The sequence below is a fragment of the Bacillus sp. es.036 genome (assembly GCF_002563635.1).
Lineage (GTDB): Bacteria > Bacillota > Bacilli > Bacillales > Guptibacillaceae > Guptibacillus.
This window is the reverse complement of the sequence record NZ_PDIZ01000001.1, coordinates 1-20,810: the sequence shown is the minus strand read 5'-3', so window position 1 is coordinate 20,810 and position 20,810 is coordinate 1. Positions and strand designations below refer to the sequence as shown.

The 20,810-nt window shown below is 43.1% G+C and carries 16 protein-coding genes and 3 rRNA genes; 3 read left to right on the top strand and 16 right to left on the bottom strand.

Annotated elements, in window-relative coordinates; all coding sequences use genetic code 11:
* Positions 1–55: 55 nt before the first annotated feature.
* Positions 56–892 carry an SPL family radical SAM protein gene (locus ATG70_RS00095; RefSeq protein WP_098442365.1) on the bottom strand — a complete coding sequence of 279 codons (837 nt, stop codon included), beginning with the start codon at positions 890–892 and terminating at the stop codon, positions 56–58.
* A 111-nt stretch (positions 893–1,003) separates the two neighbouring features.
* Here ATG70_RS00095 and ATG70_RS00090 point away from each other — a divergent pair, with 111 nt between their 5' ends.
* Positions 1,004–1,408: a hypothetical protein gene (locus ATG70_RS00090; RefSeq protein ID WP_098442364.1), complete on the top strand. Its 405-nt coding sequence runs from the start codon at positions 1,004–1,006 to the stop codon at positions 1,406–1,408.
* A 145-nt stretch (positions 1,409–1,553) separates the two neighbouring features.
* On the opposite strand, the gene ATG70_RS00085 is transcribed toward ATG70_RS00090, so the two are convergent.
* Positions 1,554–2,432, bottom strand: a complete 879-nt coding sequence (locus ATG70_RS00085; protein WP_098442363.1) for a LysR family transcriptional regulator — start codon at positions 2,430–2,432, stop codon at positions 1,554–1,556.
* A 116-nt stretch (positions 2,433–2,548) separates the two neighbouring features.
* Between ATG70_RS00085 and ATG70_RS00080 the strand changes: the two genes are divergently transcribed.
* Positions 2,549–3,634, top strand: coding sequence for a citrate synthase/methylcitrate synthase (locus ATG70_RS00080; protein ID WP_098442362.1), 1,086 nt, complete (start codon positions 2,549–2,551; stop codon positions 3,632–3,634).
* A gap of 135 nt (positions 3,635–3,769) precedes the next feature.
* Here the strand turns inward: ATG70_RS00080 and queC are convergent, their stop codons facing one another.
* The 3 genes from queC to queD are packed head-to-tail and all read right to left on the bottom strand — an operon-like array spanning position 3,770 to position 5,643.
* Positions 3,770–4,444: a 7-cyano-7-deazaguanine synthase QueC gene (gene queC, locus ATG70_RS00075; RefSeq protein ID WP_098442361.1), complete on the bottom strand. Its 675-nt coding sequence runs from the start codon at positions 4,442–4,444 to the stop codon at positions 3,770–3,772.
* Between the two features lies 1 nt (position 4,445).
* Positions 4,446–5,174 (bottom strand): 7-carboxy-7-deazaguanine synthase QueE, encoded by a 729-nt coding sequence (locus tag ATG70_RS00070; RefSeq protein ID WP_098442360.1) that lies wholly within the window; start codon positions 5,172–5,174, stop codon positions 4,446–4,448.
* A complete protein-coding gene (queD, locus tag ATG70_RS00065; protein WP_098442359.1) occupies positions 5,167–5,643 on the bottom strand; it encodes a 6-carboxytetrahydropterin synthase QueD in 477 nt (158 codons plus the stop codon). The genes ATG70_RS00070 and queD overlap by 8 nt, the downstream gene beginning before the upstream one ends.
* A gap of 251 nt (positions 5,644–5,894) precedes the next feature.
* On the opposite strand from queD, the gene ATG70_RS00060 reads away from it, so the two are divergent.
* Positions 5,895–6,131 (top strand): hypothetical protein, encoded by a 237-nt coding sequence (locus tag ATG70_RS00060; RefSeq protein WP_098442358.1) that lies wholly within the window; start codon positions 5,895–5,897, stop codon positions 6,129–6,131.
* A gap of 38 nt (positions 6,132–6,169) precedes the next feature.
* Here ATG70_RS00060 and ATG70_RS00055 read toward each other — a convergent pair whose 3' ends face one another.
* The 11 genes from ATG70_RS00055 to ATG70_RS00005 all read right to left on the bottom strand — a co-directional run.
* Positions 6,170–7,348 (bottom strand): aminotransferase, encoded by a 1,179-nt coding sequence (locus ATG70_RS00055; RefSeq protein ID WP_098442357.1) that lies wholly within the window; start codon positions 7,346–7,348, stop codon positions 6,170–6,172.
* On the bottom strand, positions 7,345–7,839 hold the full coding sequence (locus tag ATG70_RS00050; protein WP_098442356.1) for an Lrp/AsnC family transcriptional regulator: 495 nt from the start codon (positions 7,837–7,839) through the stop codon (positions 7,345–7,347). Before ATG70_RS00050 ends, ATG70_RS00055 begins: the two co-directional genes overlap by 4 nt.
* Before the next feature lie 72 nt (positions 7,840–7,911).
* Positions 7,912–9,423 carry a histidine ammonia-lyase gene (hutH, locus tag ATG70_RS00045; protein WP_098442355.1) on the bottom strand — a complete coding sequence of 504 codons (1,512 nt, stop codon included), beginning with the start codon at positions 9,421–9,423 and terminating at the stop codon, positions 7,912–7,914.
* A gap of 137 nt (positions 9,424–9,560) precedes the next feature.
* Entirely contained in the window at positions 9,561–10,625 is a 1,065-nt protein-coding gene (locus ATG70_RS00040) for a Ger(x)C family spore germination protein (RefSeq protein WP_098442354.1), read from the bottom strand.
* Positions 10,622–11,710 carry a GerAB/ArcD/ProY family transporter gene (locus tag ATG70_RS00035; RefSeq protein ID WP_098442353.1) on the bottom strand — a complete coding sequence of 363 codons (1,089 nt, stop codon included), beginning with the start codon at positions 11,708–11,710 and terminating at the stop codon, positions 10,622–10,624. Before ATG70_RS00035 ends, ATG70_RS00040 begins: the two co-directional genes overlap by 4 nt.
* Before the next feature lie 12 nt (positions 11,711–11,722).
* Complete coding sequence (locus ATG70_RS00030) at positions 11,723–13,213, bottom strand: spore germination protein (protein ID WP_098442352.1); 1,491 nt, start codon at positions 13,211–13,213, stop codon at positions 11,723–11,725.
* Positions 13,214–13,317: 104 nt separating this feature from the next.
* Complete coding sequence (locus ATG70_RS00025; RefSeq protein ID WP_098442351.1) at positions 13,318–14,730, bottom strand: cryptochrome/photolyase family protein; 1,413 nt, start codon at positions 14,728–14,730, stop codon at positions 13,318–13,320.
* Between the two features lie 319 nt (positions 14,731–15,049).
* Positions 15,050–15,166: ribosomal RNA gene (gene rrf, locus ATG70_RS00020) — 5S ribosomal RNA — on the bottom strand.
* 92 nt (positions 15,167–15,258) lie between these two features.
* A 23S ribosomal RNA gene (locus tag ATG70_RS00015) occupies positions 15,259–18,187 on the bottom strand.
* A gap of 301 nt (positions 18,188–18,488) precedes the next feature.
* A 16S ribosomal RNA gene (locus ATG70_RS00010) occupies positions 18,489–20,035 on the bottom strand.
* Together the 16S, 23S and 5S rRNA genes form the textbook arrangement of a ribosomal RNA operon.
* A 301-nt stretch (positions 20,036–20,336) precedes the next feature.
* Positions 20,337–20,810: potassium transporter TrkG (locus ATG70_RS00005; RefSeq protein WP_142329522.1), on the bottom strand; the 474-nt coding region annotated here is incomplete at its 5' end.

Here is a 20,810-nt window from a genome sequence, read left to right as displayed (position 1 = left end):
AAAGGTTAGAAGAATCACTTCTAACCTTTTTGTGTTAATTTATGTTCAAAGCGATTTAACAATCACTTCCTTTTGGGGGATAAAAACCTTCTTGAGAAATATAAATCGCATTTTCAGCGAAAACCTCTTGCAGTCGACGTTTTATTTTCAAATATGCCTGCTGATCATACCAATCAAGCAAACCATTTTCCTCAAATAATTTTCGAATCCCAAGCTGCTCCGTTCGTTTGCCCCCACTTCCATCTCCCATAAAAAAGTCATCTAGTGTAAGGCGATCCGTTACTTCAGCTAACTTAAGTGGAAATTGCTCTGAGCATGGTAATAGTGGTGCGACAGCAGCTTGCACTGGTATGCCTTCAGACCGTAACTGTTGAATCGCTTTTAACCTTGCATGAATCGGTGGTGCTGACGGAGCAAAGATTTTGCGAACTGACTCAAGATCTGTTTCTACTGTCATACTGACAAGAATTTTATTTTTAAATTGCTTTAGAAGGTCGATATCTCTTGTAACGAGTGGAGACCGGGTTTGAAGAAACAAAAAGTCAGGACTTTCTTCAATCATCGCCTCTAACAACCCTCTCGTTAAGTACGTTTTATGTTCCACTGGTTGATACGGGTCTGTGGAAGAAGACATAAATATCGATACCCGACCCTTTTTACGTGCTTTCGGAATTTCTTTCTTCACAAGATCAGTTGCATTTTCTTTTATATCTACCCAGGCTCCCCAATCTTCTTCTCTAAAAAGGGATATCGGCATTCTTCTAACGTAGCAATACGAACACCCAAACGCACATCCAGCGTAAGGATTAAGTGTATGACTATACCCATGAAGAAACCCAGTACCTTTGGTTAAGATCGATCGAGCTGTTTTCGTTTCAATTGAAGGTTTCAATTCTGCTCCCTCCCTTCACATTAAGTATAGCACAAACCGAACATACATTCGATTAAAGTGCATACATTTATTCATTCTGGACACTGTAAGCAGAGAAAGGTGGAATGCATCTTGAAACGATACATTAGCGCAACACTTGTTATTTTCTTTCTCTTACCAATGACTGCAAACGCAGCTAGTCCAGTACAGCTTCTTCAAGGAAAGTGTCCAACCCCCAATTTAAGTGAGGTAAATTCCAAGCAAGGACTTCCTTCTAAAGCGAACACACTCCTATCAGGACTTATGGCTACAAAGCAGGACACGAAAACGTGGCAGATTGTAAGCATTTCTCCTTTAAAGAAAACGTCTCACTATTACAAACCAGCATTAAAAACTTGTAAGAAAAAAGTGGCAGATCACACGTATATAATCGACGTCCTTGTCACCAAAAACTCTGCACAACTTCCTGTACGAATGCATCTTTTTGCTACAAAAGTAGACAAAGACTGGAAAATATGGGGGCTTACTTCTTATTAATTATGCATACTCTCTTTTATTTAACACATACTAGAAAAGCGTGTAAGCTAGCCTGTAGGATCTACACTCACGCACCTATCCCACACCACTTATTTCACACTCGGAAAATAAGTGGTAAACCCGATCAGGACGCTGATTGGGTTTTTTATTGGAGATTTCGTTCGATGAATTCCTTAAATTTTAAAGCTTCGTTCGATAGATGATGATATACCAGATACGTATGAACCTCAGGGAGTCTGATTTCAGTCGTCTCTACTTGTAGCATCCTTCCTTCAAATAGCTCTCGCTGAACAGAGGAACGTGGTAGAAAAGAATACCCCAATCCTTCTTCAATAAACCTTTTTGTAATATGAACTTGTGAGACAACCATCGTCCTTATGCCCTCATACTTCGACCTTAACTCAAGTAATAAATCATCCCAATAATCCGGATGATTGTGCGTTAATAGCGTTAACTGTGTACAAAAATCATTTAGTGAAAGCGGTAGACTAGTTTCAGCATCACCACCATCATGTGGAACGACAAGCACAATCGGATCAGCTCCAATTTGCTCGCACTTTAGATGGGTCTCTACCGATTGCATACGAGATAACCCGAAATCTGCAACATTTCTAGCCACCATCCCTCCAATCTCATTCGACTCACTCACTTTTACAACAACTTCTATCGATGGATAAGCTTTCATAAATTGCTGTAGCACACTTGGAAGAACGGTTGCTGCAATCAATGGAGATACAGCGAGCGTTAATTTGTGATGGTACCCCTGTCGCCAGCCATTCATATGACGTAAGCTTTGCTCATATTGCTCCATCATTTCCTTTGCATGAGGTAAAAACTGCCTTCCTGCTTCAGAAAGAACAACCCGACGTCCACTTTTCATAAACAACTTACTACCAATCTGTTTCTCGAGCTGTTGAATATGAACCGTTACAGTTGGTTGCGCAAGATATAGTTTCTCAGCGGTCTCTCTAAAATTTTCATAACTTGCTGCCGCAACAAACGTTTTAAGCCAATTGATGTTCATCTTATTGCACTCCTATTGATTACGAATCGCTATTAATTATAAGTTAATAATTTATTAGTCATAATCATAACGAAACGATAGACTAAAAACAAGACGAACAGAATGGAGTTGAGCATATGATTCATGCAGGTTTAGAAGGAGTCGTTGCAGCTGATTCCAAAATCAGCCTTGTGGATGGAGAGAATGGATGGCTCGTCTATCGAGGAGAATGGGCCAAACGCATCGCAAAAGAAAAGTCATTTGAAGAGGCCGCCTATTTTCTATGGAATGGCGTGTTTCCTGATGCTAAGCAACTAAATGCTTTTACTTCATCACTTGGTGAAGCAAGAGTTTTATCGACGAGTCATAAAGAAATTATCAACCGCTTGCCAGAAACTATGGAAATGATGAGCGTTGTGCGAACTGTTCTATCTTCCTTAGGAAATCAATCATTTCAGTTTCCAGCTACCCAGGAACAAGGCATTCAACTTCTGAGTATTGTTCCGACAATCATTGCTTATCGCTATCGAACCCAAAAAGGATTACCGATCATCGAACCAGACTTATCACTCTCGCATGTAGGGAATTATTTATACATGCTCACTGGTAAACAACCTCAGGACAATCATGTGAAAGCATTAACAGCGTATTTTATTTTAACAATGGAGCATGGTCTAAATGCGTCTACATTTACAGCACGCGTGATTGCTTCAACTGAAAGTGACCTGGCATCGGCTATTACAGGAGCGATTGGTGCTATGAAAGGGCCACTTCACGGTGGCGCTCCAACTGGTGTAATAGATTTGTTAGACGAAATAAAGCGAGATGGAGACGTTGAGAAAGTATTACGGCATAAGCTTGAAAATCGTGAGAAGCTTATGGGCTTTGGACATCGCGTCTATAAAACCCGAGACCCCCGTGCTACCGCTTTAAGCGAAATCACATCAGACTTTTATGATGATGAAGAGTTTCAATTAGCACACGAAGTAGAAGAAACTGCTGTACGCCTTTTACATGAGTACAAACCTGATCGAAAACTTTATGCGAATGTTGAATACTATGCCGCAGCGATCTTAAGAGCCATTGAACTTCCTACAGAACTATTTACGCCGACATTTACAGCAGCAAGAACTGCTGGTTGGATCGCTCACGTCTATGAGCAAAATGAAAATAACCGAATTATTCGACCATCCTCTGTTTATAGCGGGAATATGCCGGAGTAGTGGTGCCTGTCACTCGCGCTATTTGTCGAACCAAGCCTCCGAAAAGAAGCTTATTGGCTAAATTATGTGTATATTAGCCAAACCCCAAAAAGCTGCCTGTCGGGATCACCCGGCAGGCAGCTTTTCTACTATGAATTAAGCTTTATATGGAATCGGATCAACCGCTCCAGCTTCTTCAAAACCTTTCAAACGTAAACGGCAGCTATCACACTCGCCGCACGCTTCTTCTTCACCATTGTAGCATGATGTTGTTAGTTCATAAGGGACATTCAACCTTAGCCCTTCGCTAACCGTATCAGCTTTCGTCAAGTTAATTAGAGGTGTCTCAATCTTCATCTCACTACCTGTTGCGCCTGCTTTTGTAGCTAAATTAACGGTTTCATTCATGCTATCTATGAACTCAGGTCGACAATCGGGATAACCACTGTAGTCAACGGCCGATACGCCGATATAGATCGCTTCTGCACCAATTACTTCTGCGTAAGCAGATGCAAGGGAAAGAAAGATCATATTACGTGCGGGTACGTAAGTTACGGGGATCTCATCTTCATCCATATCTGTCGGTACATCTATTGAGTCATCTGTAAGAGCACTGCCCCCGATTTGATTGAGAAAGCTAATGTTCACAATGCGGTGATCAGGTGCATTGTAATAGTCCGCTACTTTTTTGGCCTGCTCGACTTCGCGGTTATGCTTTTGACCATAGTGAAACGTAATCGGGTAAAGCTCATACCCTTTTTCCTTCGCCATTCCCATACATGTCGTGCTATCTAAGCCACCGCTTAAAACGATCACTGCTTTTTTACTCATGTTACACACCTCTTCGGTTCGGATCCCAAATAATCTTATGAAGCTGCATACTTAGCTTCACTTGACTCAATCCGGCTTCTAGAATTTTATCAACGAGCTTATGTGGCGGCATCGTTTCCCACACTGGGCTATAAAGGATCTGGCCTTTTTGATGATTTTCTGCAACAACCTCACTAGCGACAGTGAAATCTTCATCAGACCCAATCACAAATTTGATTTCATCCTGCGTATCAAGCAGTGTAAAGTTCTCATGAAGCATACGATGCTGCTCACCAGAATCAGGAAGCTTATAGTCCATCACAAATCGAACTTTTTCTTGCCATACTTTATCGTCTCTTCTAACGGCTTCATACGGAGTGAGATCAATCGCTCCGTTCGTTTCAATGTGAATGTCTTCAATATGCGGTAGATCCACCATCGCTTGAAGGAGCGCCATTGATTTTTCACGATGGATCAGTGGTTCTCCACCTGTAAAACAAATATGACGGCTCTTATATTGCTTAATTTGATCAATAATCGAGGCAATAGATCCTGTGTATTCTGCTTTATCCGGAGCATAGCTATACGGCGTATCACACCAGCTACAGCGTAAGTTACAGTGAAAGACGCGTACAAAAACGGTTGGAAAACCCGCTCGCGTTCCCTCTCCTTCTACTGTCTCAAACACCTCAACCATCGGTAATTCCCACTGCATATATTCGGATTGTTCTGGTAGATCCCATTTACTCATTTTCTTCCATCCATTCCCGCTTCAGCGTTGCGTAGCTTGTTGGTGTCTCGTAAAGAACCAGTTCCTCGATGCGCTGACCAAGATCTTTCATCTTGCGTTCTGTAAGGGCCTGATCCAACTGTTCCCACATCCAGACAATCATATTTTCAGCTGTTGTGTTCATGTTTGGAAGGACGTCATTCAAATAACGGTGATCTAACTTCGAATCAATCACTTCTTTAAATAATGTTTTAATCTCACCAAAATCAACTGATATACCAATGTCATTAACATATCCACTGATCGTGATCACTAATTTATACGTATGCCCATGCATGCTTTTGCACTTGCCATCATAGCAATGCAGGTGATGAGCGGCATCAAATGTAAATTCCTTCGTAACGGCTACCCGTTTATGATGATATTTTAATTCGCTTTTCTGAATATCTTCTCCAAGTACTTCAACCTTCTTTGGAATCATAAAAGACATAAAAAAGCCCCCTTCATTATTCAGTAAGGGAGACGCATGAAAAACCCCAACTCCATTCAGAGATCTGGGCTATCATTTTCACGGTCCCTAGTTTTGTTTTACGAGAGGAGGGAATTACGAACTCTCCAACTAGATAATAATATCACACCACGTCTGTTAAGAAAAGGCGATTGGTATGCCTCCCCTTTTGATGAGGTTTCATTTGGTTGAGGAAGTGGTAAAATATACAAATAAAATGGAGGTGAGAGAGTATGTCTGAAAGTGGAATGGAAGGTTTTGGTGTGCTTTTTGGTCTTTTTGGTTTTCTTTATGTCGCCATTCTTTTATTTATCATTGTTTTAACGATTGTCTTTATTTTTAAGACCATGAGCTTTATGAAGCGAAAGAACGCATCAGATCAGGAGCAAAATGAATTGCTGCGTCAGCTGGTGGCAAAACAATCATCTTCTGGTATCACAATGAGTAAAGATGATCCAACGTCCTATTAATACATAACGCCGTCCAAAGTGATGGACGGCGTTCTCCATTATGCTTGTTGACGACGTTTCACGAAACGTTCAATTCGCTTAACCGCTTCTTGCAAGGAATCAATGGATGTTGCGTATGAACAGCGAACATACCCTTCGCCACCGGCACCAAAGACGTGCCCTGGAACAACGGCAACCCGCTCTTCTTCTAATAGCTTTTCAGCGAATTCATCAGACGTCATTCCAGTTGCCTGTATGGATGGGAACGCATAGAATGCACCACCTGGCATGTGACAAGAAAGACCGATATTATTAAATGATTTCACGAGGAAATTCCTTCGCTGACGGTAGCTCTTCTTCATTCGCTCGAGATCTTCTCTCCCACTTTTCAACGCTTCAAGTGCCCCATGCTGTGCAATTGTGGGCGCACACATCATCGTGTATTGATGAATCTTCAACATGGCCGAAATGATCTCTTCAGGACCGGTCACATAACCTAGTCTCCACCCAGTCATCGCAAATGCTTTTGAGAAACCAGAAATTAGAATCGTACGCTCTCTCATTCCATTGACACGTGCAATGCTGTAGTGCGTTTCATCGTATGTTAATTCCGCATAAATCTCATCCGATAATACGAGAAGATCATGTTCTTCAATTACATCCGTTACACTCTTAAGTTCTGCTTCAGACATCGTTGCACCTGTTGGATTGCTCGGAAAACAAAGAAGAATGGCTTTTGTCCGCTTCGTTATCACTTTTTCAAGCGATTCACGAGTGATTTTAAACTCATCTTCTGCCTTTGTCTCTAAGGAAACAGGCGTACCCCCTGCGAGCGTGACGGCTGGAGCATAGGCGACAAAACCAGGTTCGACAATGATAACTTCGTCGCCTGGATCTATCACCGCTCGAAAAGCCAAATCAATCGCCTGACTTGCTCCTACCGTTAAAATGATTTGAGATTCAGCTGAATAATTGAGTGAAAATTGCTCTGACAGATACGAAGAAATTTCTTCTCTTAACTCAAGTAACCCTGCATTTGCCGTATAAGCCGTATAACCGCTTTCAAGTGAAGCGTAGCCAGCTTCACATACATTCCACGGTGTCACAAAATCAGGCTCACCAACACCAAGTGAAATAACGTTATCCATTTGTGAGGCAAGGTCAAAGAACTTTCGAATGCCTGATGGTTTTAATTGTGAAGCGGTTTTAGACACATAGTGCTGTTGAACATGCTTCATGGCGACACCACAATCCGCTTATCTTTCTTTTCGGGTTCAAAGATGACACCGTCATGTTTATATTTCTTTAGCAGAAAATGCGTTGTTGTCGAAAGAACTGAATCGAGCGTCGATAGCTTATTTGAGACAAAAAAGGCCACTTCTTTCATTGTTTTACCTTCGATCTGTACAGATAAATCGAACGCACCTGACATCAGGTAAACAGCTTTCACTTCTGGAAAACGATAAATTCGTTCAGCGATTTCATCAAAGCCAACGTCTCGTTTTGGTGTTACTTTCACATCAATCATGGCTGCAACTCCATCTACTCCAGATGTCTTATCCCAGTTGATGACAGACGAATAATTCAAAATAATGTTTTGCTCTTCAAGTCTCTTGATTGTTTTCTCTACTTCTTCAACCGACATTTCAACCATATCGGCTAGCACATCCATTGGAATACGCGCATTTTCTTCTAAAATCTCAAGAATTTCGATTTCTTTTTCATTCATGGAAAGGCCCCCTGATTGTATCTATTTCATCTACTATATCATTCTTATTGCTTTATTTCATTTCACTCAAATCTACTTTAATCCTAGCACAATATTCGTAATCTCATTCTCGTTTTTCAACCACTCTGTGAAACGCTCAATATCATATGAAAAAATACGATCACAATCAATTATTTTAACAATCTGTCTACCCGCCTGGTAAATTCGTTTCGTTTCAGGAGAGAGTTGGTCTTCACCTCGGTATGCAATCCCCTGCATGGCACAAATGGCTTCAATGGCGAGAATCCTTCTAACGTTTGTCGTAATTTGCGACGCATGACGAGCTCCAATCGTTCCCATACTAACATGATCCTCTTGATTAGCTGAAGAGGGGATCGAATCAACTGAAGCAGGATGTGCTAACGTTTTATTCTCGGAGACAAGGGAAGCAGCCGCATATTGCATGATCATAGCACCTGATTGGAGCCCCGGCTCTGGGCTTAGAAATGCAGGTAAATCATTTAATTGCGGATTAACAAGCCGCTCAATGCGTCGTTCTGAGATACTACCAAACTCAGCCATGGCAATGGAAAGAAAGTCCATCGCCAGTGCGATTGGCTGACCATGAAAATTCCCACCAGATAGAACTTTCGCCCCTCCATCAAAAATAAGTGGGTTATCTGTTGCCGCATTCATCTCGATTTCGAGCTTTTCTTTCACATAACCCAGCGCCTGCCAGGACGCACCGTGAACTTGAGGGATACAGCGAATAGAGTAAGCGTCTTGCACCCTAACTTCACCCTGTTTAGTCGTTAGTCGACTGCCTTTTAAAAGTTTTCTTAACCTTCTTGCTACATCCATTTGCTCAGGATATCCTCTTGCCAAGTGGATTCTTTCATCAAAAGCATCTGTAATCGCTCGTAATCCTTCTAATGTTAGCGCTGAAATACCATCGGCTTCATAGGCAAGTTTCTCGGCTTCTAGATAAGTAACAGCTCCCATAGCCGTCATCGCTTGAGTACCATTAATTAAGGCAAGACCTTCTTTTGCTGTTAACTGTATTGGTTGAATTCCTTTCACCTTTAACGGAACGTTTGCTTTTTCGCGTTTTCCCCGGTAAACCACTTCTCCTTCTCCTAGTAACGGCAAGGCGAGATGAGCTAACGGAGCAAGATCACCACTAGCCCCAAGGGAACCCTGTTGAGGTACGACGGGAAGAATATCCTCATTCGCGTACAAAATCAGGCGTTCAATGACTTCACGTCTAATACCTGAAAAGCCTTTTAGCAAAGCATTTGCACGAAGCAATAGCATCGCTTTTGAGACAATCGGTGGAAACGGGTCTCCTACTCCGCACGCATGCGAATAAATAAGATTTAACTGTAGCTGATCAACATCTGAAGAAGGGATATGAACATCGCTTAACTTACCAAATCCAGTCGTAATACCATACACCGTTTTGCCGTTCGCCACTATTGTTTCCACTGCTTCTCTACTCTCATCTACCCTCTGTAAGCTTTTATATGAACAATCAGCTCGTTCACCGTTATATAAAAGTTCTCTTAATTGCGCAAGTGATAAACGATTGCCATCTAGAAGAATCATATTCGCCCACTCCTCTACCTTATTATCTAAGTAAAGGTCCATGAAAAAAACCGTTTTAAAAATCGAATCGATTTTTAAAACGGTTTTTGCTATCACTCGAATTGGTGTAATTGCTCATGGGCCTTCCACACCCTTCCTTAGTCAATGATACCTGATTCTCCAATGTTCACTTTTACATCAATCGTAACAGGAAGATTCGGATAACGTTCATCCCATTTTTTAAAATCAAAGTTTCTTGTTTGACTTCGGGCATGGTCACCTATGGAGAAAGGATCAATTCCTAACTTTTGAAATTGAGCTATCATGTCAAGTCCCTGCGCTTCTACTTTCTTTTCGAATGTTTGTGCGATTTCTGTCTTCTTTTGCTTTGTTAACTTTTCACCGGTATATTCTACTATATTGCCATTTAACTTAACTGATATGTTTAGTGAAGGATCTGTATTCCCGTTTTCTACTTTATATTTTACCTTTGATTTTATTTTTTGTAAGTTTGCGTACTCGCCATCAGGAAGCTCTAATTCATATAACCCTGCGCTGAAACTTTTATTAATCAAAGCAAATATAAACATTTCATCTAGGTTAAGCTTACCTACCATTTTATCATCATCAAACAAAGCAAGACCTTTAATTTTAACCTCAGTTTCTTCCATCCTCAGAATAGGAGTAACCGGATCCATTCCATCACCATAATATTTGTAATCGAATAAATGAATATTATTTTGTGGCATATTCCCATACTCAACTGATTGCTTAATAAGATTCTGTAAAAATGGACCGATTCCTTGCAAATATTGAAATTCATTTTTAATTAATTCACTTGCACTTCCCTCTACAACCCCAACATAAATCAATCGGCCTGCTGCAGGGTCTCTCAAGAAACTATCTAGAATATCAATAATTCCTTCTTCCGCCATATCTTCACTAAATAGCAAAACAGCCATTTTTCCAATCGAAATTGGCTTAGGAAGTCCGCTTAATTGATTCCTAAGCCCTTTACTCGTATAAGCTTCCGCTTCAAAAGCTCTCGTTTCTACCTCTTGATTGGGATCAAATGTTTGTAGGGAGATCGTTCCTTTTATCTTTCCATCTTCTCCCTGGTCATATCCTACAATAAACAGAATGGGAACTTCATCAATAATTTCTTCCGCCACACACCCCGTAAGTAGAAAACAAAATAGGAGTAAGCTACACACATATTTCATATTCGCCTTGTCACCCTTCTCCAAATCGTACTGTATAGGAAAATAAATGGGATATAAAAGTAGTACACATAAGTCCCTATTATAGAGGTTAGCGTATTTAGATAGTCAACTTGATCGCGATTGACAACCATTACACATGCGATAAATACAAATGTGATAAGAATAAAAATAAAGTACTTCTGCTTTATATGAAGCACTTTTTTACCAACACGACTGGCTCCCCACATGGTAAGACAAATGTTTGGAAAAACAACAAAACACCAGAAAGTAATACCGATATACTCAAATCGCTCCACAAAAGGAAGCTCCACTACTTTCCAGGCGATTAACGTTGACCAAATGGACTGTTGAAGTTGCCCCTCGCTATAAAATGCTAATGAAACGATCATCACCATCGTATAAACCAAGGTTGTTAGTAGTACGCCCATATGTGCCCATATACGCGAGCTTTTCGGATTTTTCAAAAAGGGGTAGGCCAGTAATAAAATATCAACCCCTACATAACTGAGCGTCATTTGCCTTGTTCCAAGAGCAAACTCCTTTAAGGAATGATCCATGATTGGCAGTAAATTACTAAAGGTAGAAAATTTGATAGGAGCAGTTACCGTAAATACTAACCAAATCGGAATAATCACACCAAAAAAACAAATACCTGCGACAGTACGAAACCCTCCTGCTAGGACGTAATACGTTAACAAAAGATACATCGCCACTGGGATCCATGTCGCTAACTCAGGAAACATCCAAGCCTGAATCACTTCTATAAACGTGCGTAGTATGACAATCGTACCTAATAGTAAGTACATCATGAGAGCAATGTTAAATACGGAGCCAATCCATTTCCCAAACCATTTATTATGAAGGTCGATAATATCGAACGAGCCATCACTAAGAACACGGTACATCATCCATATAAAAACATGAAAAATGACCCCCGTTATAACCACGACAATCCAGGCATCATGCCCTGTATAAGCCGCAATATACCTCGGAAATCCTAATATCCCGACTCCCACTTGATTACTATGAATAATAAACATGATTAGGAATGGTGAAATTAGAAGATCTTTGCGATTCTGCTCCATACAACTCACCCTCTACTGCTCATCAAAGTCCAACGAATGCTTTGACTTTTTTTTCTTATCCTTAAAGCGTGTTGATTGGTTTCCTCGAAAAAATTGAAACCTGTTTTTTTGCATCACATAAGGCAAACGGAAGAAAGAGTCAGACCAATCTTTTATTCTTGGCGGATATAATGGCGCCAGATACGGATTTCCAAATGACGTTAAGCGAATCATATGTGTCAAAATAAATAAGCCAAATAGCGCGACACCGATCAAACCTAGAAATTGAGCGAACACAATCAAAGGATAGCGCAAAAACCGAATGGTATTTGTCATGCGGTAAACAGGCGTTGTAAAGGATGCTAGCGCTGACAACGCAACTAATATTAGAAGGATATTACTTGTAAGGGAAGCTTCTACTGCAGCCGTTCCGATGACAATACCACCAACGATACCAAGTGTTTGACCAACTTTTGTCGGCATTCTTGCTCCAGCTTCCCGTAATAAATCAATCGTGACTTCAAGAAAAAACACTTCAATAACTGGTGAAAAAGGAATGTCACTTCTTGAAGAAATTAACGTTGCTAATAGCTTAGATGGAAATAATTCATAATGATACGTTAATACGGCAACGTACAATGGGGTTGCAATAATAGATGCCAAGATCGCAATCATTCGAACAATACGGAAAAAAGAAGCAATATTCCAACCTAGATAATAATCTTCAAACGAAACTAACAATTGGCCAAAGTTTATCGGACCAATTAAAGCATTAGAAGACCCTTCTGTTAAGATTGCAAAAGCACCAAAATTCATATGCCCCGTAATCCGATCGGTTCTTTCAGTATCAATCATTTGTGGAAAAACTGAGAACGAGTTATCTTCTAACATCTGACCAATAAAAGAAGAATCAGAAATAATATCAAAATCAAGATCTTCCAGACGCTGCATAACTGTGTTGATATTTTGCTCACTTGCAACACCTTCTATAAAAGCGACTACAACCTTTGTTTTACTGACCGTTCCTACTGTAATTTCCTTCATCCTTAACCTAGGATGGGGAATTCTGCGCCTAAGTAAATTCATATTTGTATGAAGATCCTCAACTAAACCTTCTTTCGGTCCCATTACGCTAAATTCAATTTCTGGAGCAGAGAGATCCCTTGATTTACGTAGACTAATGTTAACGAGCAGTACTTTTTGCCCCCTTGAAAGCTGAACAGCGACATGCCCTTCCAATAAACGTTCTTGGATGAGTGACAGTTTTGATGAGATTTCAATATTCTCAATTGGAAGAATGCCTTTTAGACCTTCAAGCGATTTCGATTCGCACTCCTTTATTACAGGTAAAATATCCCGATGTAACTGTTCAGGATCAATAAGAGAGGCAAAGTAGATTAAACGATAAGGCTGATCACTTTCTTTGTTCTCATAAGCAACAAAATCGATTGATTGCTTCAGATCCTTTACCATTTCTTCTAATGTACTCGGTTTTTCAGATGCACCTCTCTTAAACCATTTCAAAAGTAATCATCTCCGTACGTTACAGTCTCTTCCACTTAGGATGCACAGTTCTCATCCCCTTATCCCACAAAAAAAGATCAGATGCTAAGAAGCACCTGATCTCATCATGTTCTTTCTTTATAAACACTAAGTACCTTTTGACGCTGTTCTTTATGATCGACGGTTGGGTGAGGATAATCTTGTCCAATGACACAACTACTTTCCTTTTGCTCTTGATCGCTCATTTTCGATGGTTGATGGATATATTTTCTCGGGACGTTCTTTAATTCTGGAACGTACTTTCGAATGTAAGTCCCATCCGGATCAAAACGCTCTGCTTGCGTGGTAGGGTTAAAAATCCGAAAATAAGGAACGGCATCTGTACCAGTGGAAGAAGCCCACTGCCAGCCTCCAGTGTTAGAAGACTCATCATAATCAATCAGCTTTTCTTCGAAATAACGTTCACCACTTCTCCAATCAATAAGGTAGTCTTTAGTAAGAAAGGAGGCAGTGATCATTCTGAGTCGATTATGCATCCATCCCTCTTGATTTAATTGTCTCATCCCAGCATCAACAATTGGAAAACCAGTTTCTCCCTTTTTCCAATTGTTTAATTTATCATTATCGTCATTCCATGGAATCCCTTGGTATTTTGATTGAAACTCACGCTCTCGAAATTCAGGAAATTCCTCATGAACCATTCCATAAAAATCCCGCCAGGCAAGTTCCTGGATAAACGTTTCTGCCCCTTTATTATCATTTTCTGCTACCATATGAAAAAGTGTTCGAACAGAAAGTGTGCCCGTTTTTAAGTATGGAGATAATTTGCTTGTCCCAACGAGTGAAGGAATATCACGATGATGATCATAATCCTTTAATCTTTCTTTCACAAAACGCCTTGCACGCTGATGGGCACTCTTTTCTCCAATCGCTTTCCATTCACGCTCACACTGTTCTAATATGTTGTTAAATTCTTTATCAGAATTAAGAGAATTACTGATCTCGAGAGCATAATTCTTAACTTTCTTTAAATCAATCTGGAGCACTTGTGGTTTCTTCAATGTGCGCCACTGCTTATAGTACGGTGTAAAGACTTTGTACATCGTAGTATCTTGTTTCCTTACATCTGGTGTGTCGTGTAAATAATAATCATGATAAAAATGAAATTCGATCTCTTTTTCCTTTAACCAATCACAAACTTCTTCATCACGACGCGCACCGTAACCTGCTTTGTCTTCATTAAAGAAGACGGCTTTCACATCTAAGGTGTCTGTTACTTTTTCAAATACATCAATCGGATGACCATAAACAATTTTGAAAGGGATATTTTCCTTTTGGCACCTATTTTGAAACTGTGCTACCGTTTGAAAAAAATAATCATGATGAAGATCAATGTTTTCCGTGAAATGTGGATCTAATTGAAAAATCCCCATCCATTTTGCATCGTTTTCTTCGCAATAGGAAATTGCCTTTTCAAGAGCAGTATGATCGTTTAAACGAAAATCCCGACGAAACCAGACAATAACGGTTTTACTCATATTCCTTCACCTCTTCTCTTATTTTAAGTCGAGTGAAGAGTTGTTGATAGTTTTAATGTGTTAGAAGAATGATTAGGTTTAAGGTTAATTCTTTGAGCATGATATATGAGGGCAATAAGTGGAAAGTAGTTAATAATCCCGCGATATTCCAGATAATTCGGCGATAGTTGAATTTATTCCGCGATTTTATATGATATTTCCGCGAATTTGAGATTAATTCCGCGAACGTCATGAATGAGGGCTTGGAGCTAGTGAAAACTCATCTAAAAACCATACAAAAAAAAGCGAGAAACCATTTGGTCTCTCGCCTTTCTTCTTTGCCCAGCGACGTCCTACTCTTGCAGGGGGAGATCCCCCAACTACCATCGGCGCTGAAGAGCTTAACTTCCGTGTTCGGCATGGGAACGGGTGTGACCTCTTCGCCATCGTCACTAGACTTTACAGGGTATTCCCTGAAAACTAGATAGCACGCACAACGTATTCCAATAATATCAAGTTTAGTGAGACAAGCTCACATCACTTTCGTTTTAGGTTAAGCCCTCGATCGATTAGTATTCGTCAGCTCCACGTGTTGCCACGCTTCCACCCCGAACCTATCTACCTCATCATCTCTAAGGGATCTTACCAGCTTAATGCTGTGGGAAATCTCATCTCGAGGGGGGCTTCATGCTTAGATGCTTTCAGCACTTATCCCTTCCACACGTAGCTACCCAGCTATGCTCCTGGCGGAACAACTGGTACACCAGCGGTGTGTCCATCCCGGTCCTCTCGTACTAAGGACAGCTCCTCTCAAATTTCCTGCGCCCGCGACGGATAGGGACCGAACTGTCTCACGACGTTCTGAACCCAGCTCGCGTACCGCTTTAATGGGCGAACAGCCCAACCCTTGGGACCTACTTCAGCCCCAGGATGCGATGAGCCGACATCGAGGTGCCAAACCTCCCCGTCGATGTGGACTCTTGGGGGAGATAAGCCTGTTATCCCCAGGGTAGCTTTTATCCGTTGAGCGATGGCCCTTCCATGCGGAACCACCGGATCACTAAGCCCGACTTTCGTCCCTGCTCGACTTGTAGGTCTCGCAGTCAAGCTCCCTTGTGCCTTTACACTCTGCGAATGATTTCCAACCATTCTGAGGGAACCTTTGGGCGCCTCCGTTACACTTTAGGAGGCGACCGCCCCAGTCAAACTGCCCACCTGACACTGTCTCCGCACCGGATCACGGTGCTGGGTTAGAATGTCAGTACAGCCAGGGTAGTATCCCACCGACGCCTCCATCGAACCTGGCGGTCCGACTTCTATGGCTCCTACCTATCCTGTACAAGCTGTACCAAAATCCAATATCAGGCTACAGTAAAGCTCCATGGGGTCTTTCCGTCCTGTCGCGGGTAACCTGCATCTTCACAGGTACTATAATTTCACCGGGTCTCTCGTTGAGACAGTATCCAAGTCGTTGCACCTTTCGTGCGGGTCGGAACTTACCCGACAAGGAATTTCGCTACCTTAGGACCGTTATAGTTACGGCCGCCGTTTACTGGGGCTTCGATTCAGAGCTTCTCCCGTAAGGGATAACCCCTCCTCTTAACCTTCCAGCACCGGGCAGGTGTCAGCCCCTATACTTCGCCTTACGGCTTTGCAGAGACCTGTGTTTTTGCTAAACAGTCGCTTGGATCTTTTCACTGCGGCTCCCCTGGGCTATTAACCCGAGGAAGCACCCCTTCTCCCGAAGTTACGGGGTCATTTTGCCGAGTTCCTTAACGAGAGTTCTCCCGATCGTCTTAGGATTCTCTCCTCGCCTACCTGTGTCGGTTTGCGGTACGGGCACCTCTTTCCTCACTAGAGGCTTTTCTTGGCAGCGTAGAATCAAGGACTTCGGTACTAAATTTCCCTCGCCATCACGACTCAGCCTTCACGGTGAACGGATTTACCTATTCACCAGCCTAATCGCTTGGACGCGCATTTCCAGCGGCGCGCTCTCCCTATCTTTCTGCGTCCCCCCGTCGTTCAAACGGAAAGGAGGTGGTACAGGAATATCAACCTGTTATCCATCGCCTACGCCTTTCGGCCTCGGCTTAGGTCCCGACTAACCCTGAGCGGACGAGCCTTCCTCAGGAAACCTTGGGCTTTCGACGGACAAGATTCTCACTTGTCTTTCGCTACTCATACCGGCATTCTCACTTCTAAGCGCTCCACCAGTCCTTTCGGTCTGACTTCACAGCCCTTAGAACGCTCTCCTACCATTGTCGTAAGACAATCCACAGCTTCGGTGATACGTTTAGCCCCGGTACATTTTCGGCGCAGCGTCACTCGACCAGTGAGCTATTACGCACTCTTTAAATGATGGCTGCTTCTAAGCCAACATCCTGGTTGTCTAAGCAACGCCACATCCTTTTCCACTTAACGTATACTTTGGGACCTTAGCTGGTGGTCTGGGCTGTTTCCCTCTCGACTACGGATCTTATCACTCGCAGTCTGACTCCCGCGGATAAATCGTTGGCATTCGGAGTTTGACTGGATTCGGTAATCCGGTAAGGACCCCTAGTCCAATCAGTGCTCTACCTCCAAGATTCTTGCCGCGAGGCTAGCCCTAAAGCTATTTCGGAGAGAACCAGCTATCTCCAGGTTCGATTGGCATTTCACCGCTACCCACACCTCATCCCCGCATTTTTCAACATGCGTGGGTTCGGGCCTCCATTCAGTGTTACCTGAACTTCACCCTGGACATGGGTAGATCACCTGGTTTCGGGTCTACGACCACGTACTATTTCGCCCTATTCAGACTCGCTTTCGCTGCGGCTCCGCCTTATCAGCTTAACCTTGCACGGGATCGTAACTCGCCGGTTCATTCTACAAAAGGCACGCTGTCACCCATTAACGGGCTCCAACTAGTTGTAGGCACACGGTTTCAGGTTCTCTTTCACTCCCCTTCCGGGGTGCTTTTCACCTTTCCCTCACGGTACTGGTTCACTATCGGTCACTAGAGAGTATTTAGCCTTGGAGATGGTCCTCCCAGATTCCGACGGGGTTTCACGTGTCCCGCCGTACTCAGGATCCGTCTCGGAGGGCAGCGGATTTTGACTACAGGATTGTTACCTTCTCTGATGGACCTTTCCAGGTCGCTTCGTCTATCCGTGCCTTTGTAACTCCAAAGAGACGTCCTACAACCCCAGAGGGCAAGCCCTCTGGTTTGGGCTGATTCCGTTTCGCTCGCCGCTACTCAGGAAATCGCATTTGCTTTCTCTTCCTCCGGGTAATGAGATGTTTCAGTTCCCCGGGTCTGCCTTCCATTCCCTATGTATTCAGAAATGGATACCATCCTATTAAAGATGGTGGGTTCCCCCATTCGGAAATCTCCGGATCAAAGCGTACTTACAGCTCCCCGAAGCATATCGGTGTTCGTCCCGTCCTTCTTAGGCTTCTAGTGCCAAGGCATCCACCGTGCGCCCTTAGTAGCTTAACCTTCGATTTGTTAGGCATTGCTGCCATAACGCATCAGTTATTACTAAGTTCTTGCATAAAAATAATTATTGGATGTCGTTGTTTATGCTATCTAGTTTTCAAGGAACAAGGCTACTACTTGAATCCACTTCTATGCTGCCTTGCACCGAGGAAGCCAACATCGTTAGCGTTACTCGAAGACGCAGGTGCACATCTGTTTCATCATATAAGCCACGTTTTGAAAGAAGTAATCATTCTTTCAAAACTAAACGAAACGCTCATGTAAGGTTGGTAACGTAAGTTACCTTCGTAATTCTCCATAGAAAGGAGGTGATCCAGCCGCACCTTCCGATACGGCTACCTTGTTACGACTTCACCCCAATCATTTGTCCCACCTTCGGCGGCTGGCTCCATAAAGGTTACCCACCGACTTCGGGTGTTACAAACTCTCGTGGTGTGACGGGCGGTGTGTACAAGGCCCGGGAACGTATTCACCGCGGCATGCTGATCCGCGATTACTAGCAATTCCGGCTTCATGCAGGCGAGTTGCAGCCTGCAATCCGAACTGAGAACGGCTTTATGGGATTTGCTTCACCTCGCGGTGTTGCTGCCCTTTGTACCGTCCATTGTAGCACGTGTGTAGCCCAGGTCATAAGGGCATGATGATTTGACGTCATCCCCACCTTCCTCCGGTTTGTCACCGGCAGTCACCTTAGAGTGCCAACTAAATGCTGGCAACTAAGATCAAGGGTTGCGCTCGTTGCGGGACTTAACCCAACATCTCACGACACGAGCTGACGACAACCATGCACCACCTGTCACTCTGTCCCCCGAAGGGGAACGTCCTGTCTCCAGGATTTTCAGAGGATGTCAAGACCTGGTAAGGTTCTTCGCGTTGCTTCGAATTAAACACATGCTCCACTGCTTGTGCGGGCCCCCGTCAATTCCTTTGAGTTTCAACCTTGCGGTCGTACTCCCCAGGCGGAGTGCTTAATGTGTTAACTTCAGCACTGAGGGTGGAACCCCCAACACCTAGCACTCATCGTTTACGGCGTGGACTACCAGGGTATCTAATCCTGTTTGCTCCCCACGCTTTCGCGCCTCAGCGTCAGTTACAGACCAGAGAGCCGCCTTCGCCACTGGTGTTCCTCCACATATCTACGCATTTCACCGCTACACGTGGAATTCCACTCTCCTCTTCTGCACTCAAGTCCTCCAGTTTCCAATGACCCTCCACGGTTGAGCCGTGGGCTTTCACATCAGACTTAAAAGACCGCCTGCGCGCGCTTTACGCCCAATAATTCCGGACAACGCTTGCCACCTACGTATTACCGCGGCTGCTGGCACGTAGTTAGCCGTGGCTTTCTGGTTAGGTACCGTCAAGGTACCGCCCTATTCGAACGGTACTTGTTCTTCCCTAACAACAGAGCTTTACGACCCGAAGGCCTTCGTCACTCACGCGGCGTTGCTCCGTCAGACTTTCGTCCATTGCGGAAGATTCCCTACTGCTGCCTCCCGTAGGAGTCTGGGCCGTGTCTCAGTCCCAGTGTGGCCGATCACCCTCTCAGGTCGGCTACGCATCGTCGCCTTGGTAAGCCATTACCTTACCAACTAGCTAATGCGCCGCGGCCCATCCTGCAGTGTTAGCTCAGAAAGCCAACTTTCAACATTGCACCATGCGGTGCGATGTATTACCCGGTATTAGCTCCGGTTTCCCGGAGTTATCCCAGTCTGCAGGGCAGGTTGCCCACGTGTTACTCACCCGTCCGCCGCTAAGATCAGGGAGCAAGCTCCCATCTCTTCGCTCGACTTGCATGTATTAGGCACGCCGCCAGCGTTCGTCCTGAGCCAGGATCAAACTCTCCGATAGAAAGCTTAATCTAGCTTTTAAAACAATTTTTGTTTCCGTAGAAACAACTACTTACATGGCGTTTCGTTCAGTTTTCAAAGATCGATTTAATTCTATTAATCTCGGTTCGTTTCTCCCGAGTGACAACTTCTATCTTACCAGCAATCTCTCATTTAGTCAATGTCTTTTTTAAAAACATTTTCGTATGTAAGTTGTTGCTAATGTTTCGAAGTGACAAGAACCATCTTACCATGGTGATATAATGTCGTCAATAGTTTTCGAGAATTATTTTCCTATCTTTTTAAAAGACCGGTTTACCTATTTACGTAACCGGTCTTTTTGCTATCTCTATTATCTTTACCATCTGATGCCCATTCATAAAAAAGTTAATCAGAAACCATTTTAACCTGTCAGTACTTCTTTCTTCAGGATATCTGATTTTTGGTGTTTTCTTAGAAGCAAAGATAAAGGCTAGTGTGAGGGGTCCTAGTTTCCCTACCATCATGATCACAATAATCGTGAGCTTCCCAATGCCATCTAGATTACCCGTTATCCCCATTGATAGTCCTACGGTACCAAACGCCGATACAACTTCAAACAAATTCGCTAGAAAAGGGGAGTCTTGCGTAAGTTCAAGAATGAAAACCCCTACTAGAACAACCCCTGTCGAGATAACCGTAATAGCAAGTGCTTTGATAATGACCGAAAAGGCTAGCGTCTTATGAAAGATCGTTACTTCATTCTTTCCTTTTAAGAAAGTGTTAACAGAAAGAAGCATAGCGATAAACGTCGTCAG

Coding starts and splice junctions, on each gene's coding strand:
- ATG70_RS00085 (WP_098442363.1), bottom strand. CDS start 2,432: ATGAACATCAATTGGCTTAAAACGTTTGTTGCGGCAGCAAGTTATGAA.
- ATG70_RS00080 (WP_098442362.1), top strand. CDS start 2,549: ATGATTCATGCAGGTTTAGAAGGAGTCGTTGCAGCTGATTCCAAAATC.
- queC (WP_098442361.1), bottom strand. CDS start 4,444: ATGAGTAAAAAAGCAGTGATCGTTTTAAGCGGTGGCTTAGATAGCACG.
- ATG70_RS00070 (WP_098442360.1), bottom strand. CDS start 5,174: ATGAGTAAATGGGATCTACCAGAACAATCCGAATATATGCAGTGGGAA.
- queD (WP_098442359.1), bottom strand. CDS start 5,643: ATGTCTTTTATGATTCCAAAGAAGGTTGAAGTACTTGGAGAAGATATT.
- ATG70_RS00060 (WP_098442358.1), top strand. CDS start 5,895: ATGTCTGAAAGTGGAATGGAAGGTTTTGGTGTGCTTTTTGGTCTTTTT.
- ATG70_RS00055 (WP_098442357.1), bottom strand. CDS start 7,348: ATGAAGCATGTTCAACAGCACTATGTGTCTAAAACCGCTTCACAATTA.
- ATG70_RS00050 (WP_098442356.1), bottom strand. CDS start 7,839: ATGAATGAAAAAGAAATCGAAATTCTTGAGATTTTAGAAGAAAATGCG.
- hutH (WP_098442355.1), bottom strand. CDS start 9,423: ATGATTCTTCTAGATGGCAATCGTTTATCACTTGCGCAATTAAGAGAA.
- ATG70_RS00040 (WP_098442354.1), bottom strand. CDS start 10,625: ATGAAATATGTGTGTAGCTTACTCCTATTTTGTTTTCTACTTACGGGG.
- ATG70_RS00035 (WP_098442353.1), bottom strand. CDS start 11,710: ATGGAGCAGAATCGCAAAGATCTTCTAATTTCACCATTCCTAATCATG.
- ATG70_RS00025 (WP_098442351.1), bottom strand. CDS start 14,730: ATGAGTAAAACCGTTATTGTCTGGTTTCGTCGGGATTTTCGTTTAAAC.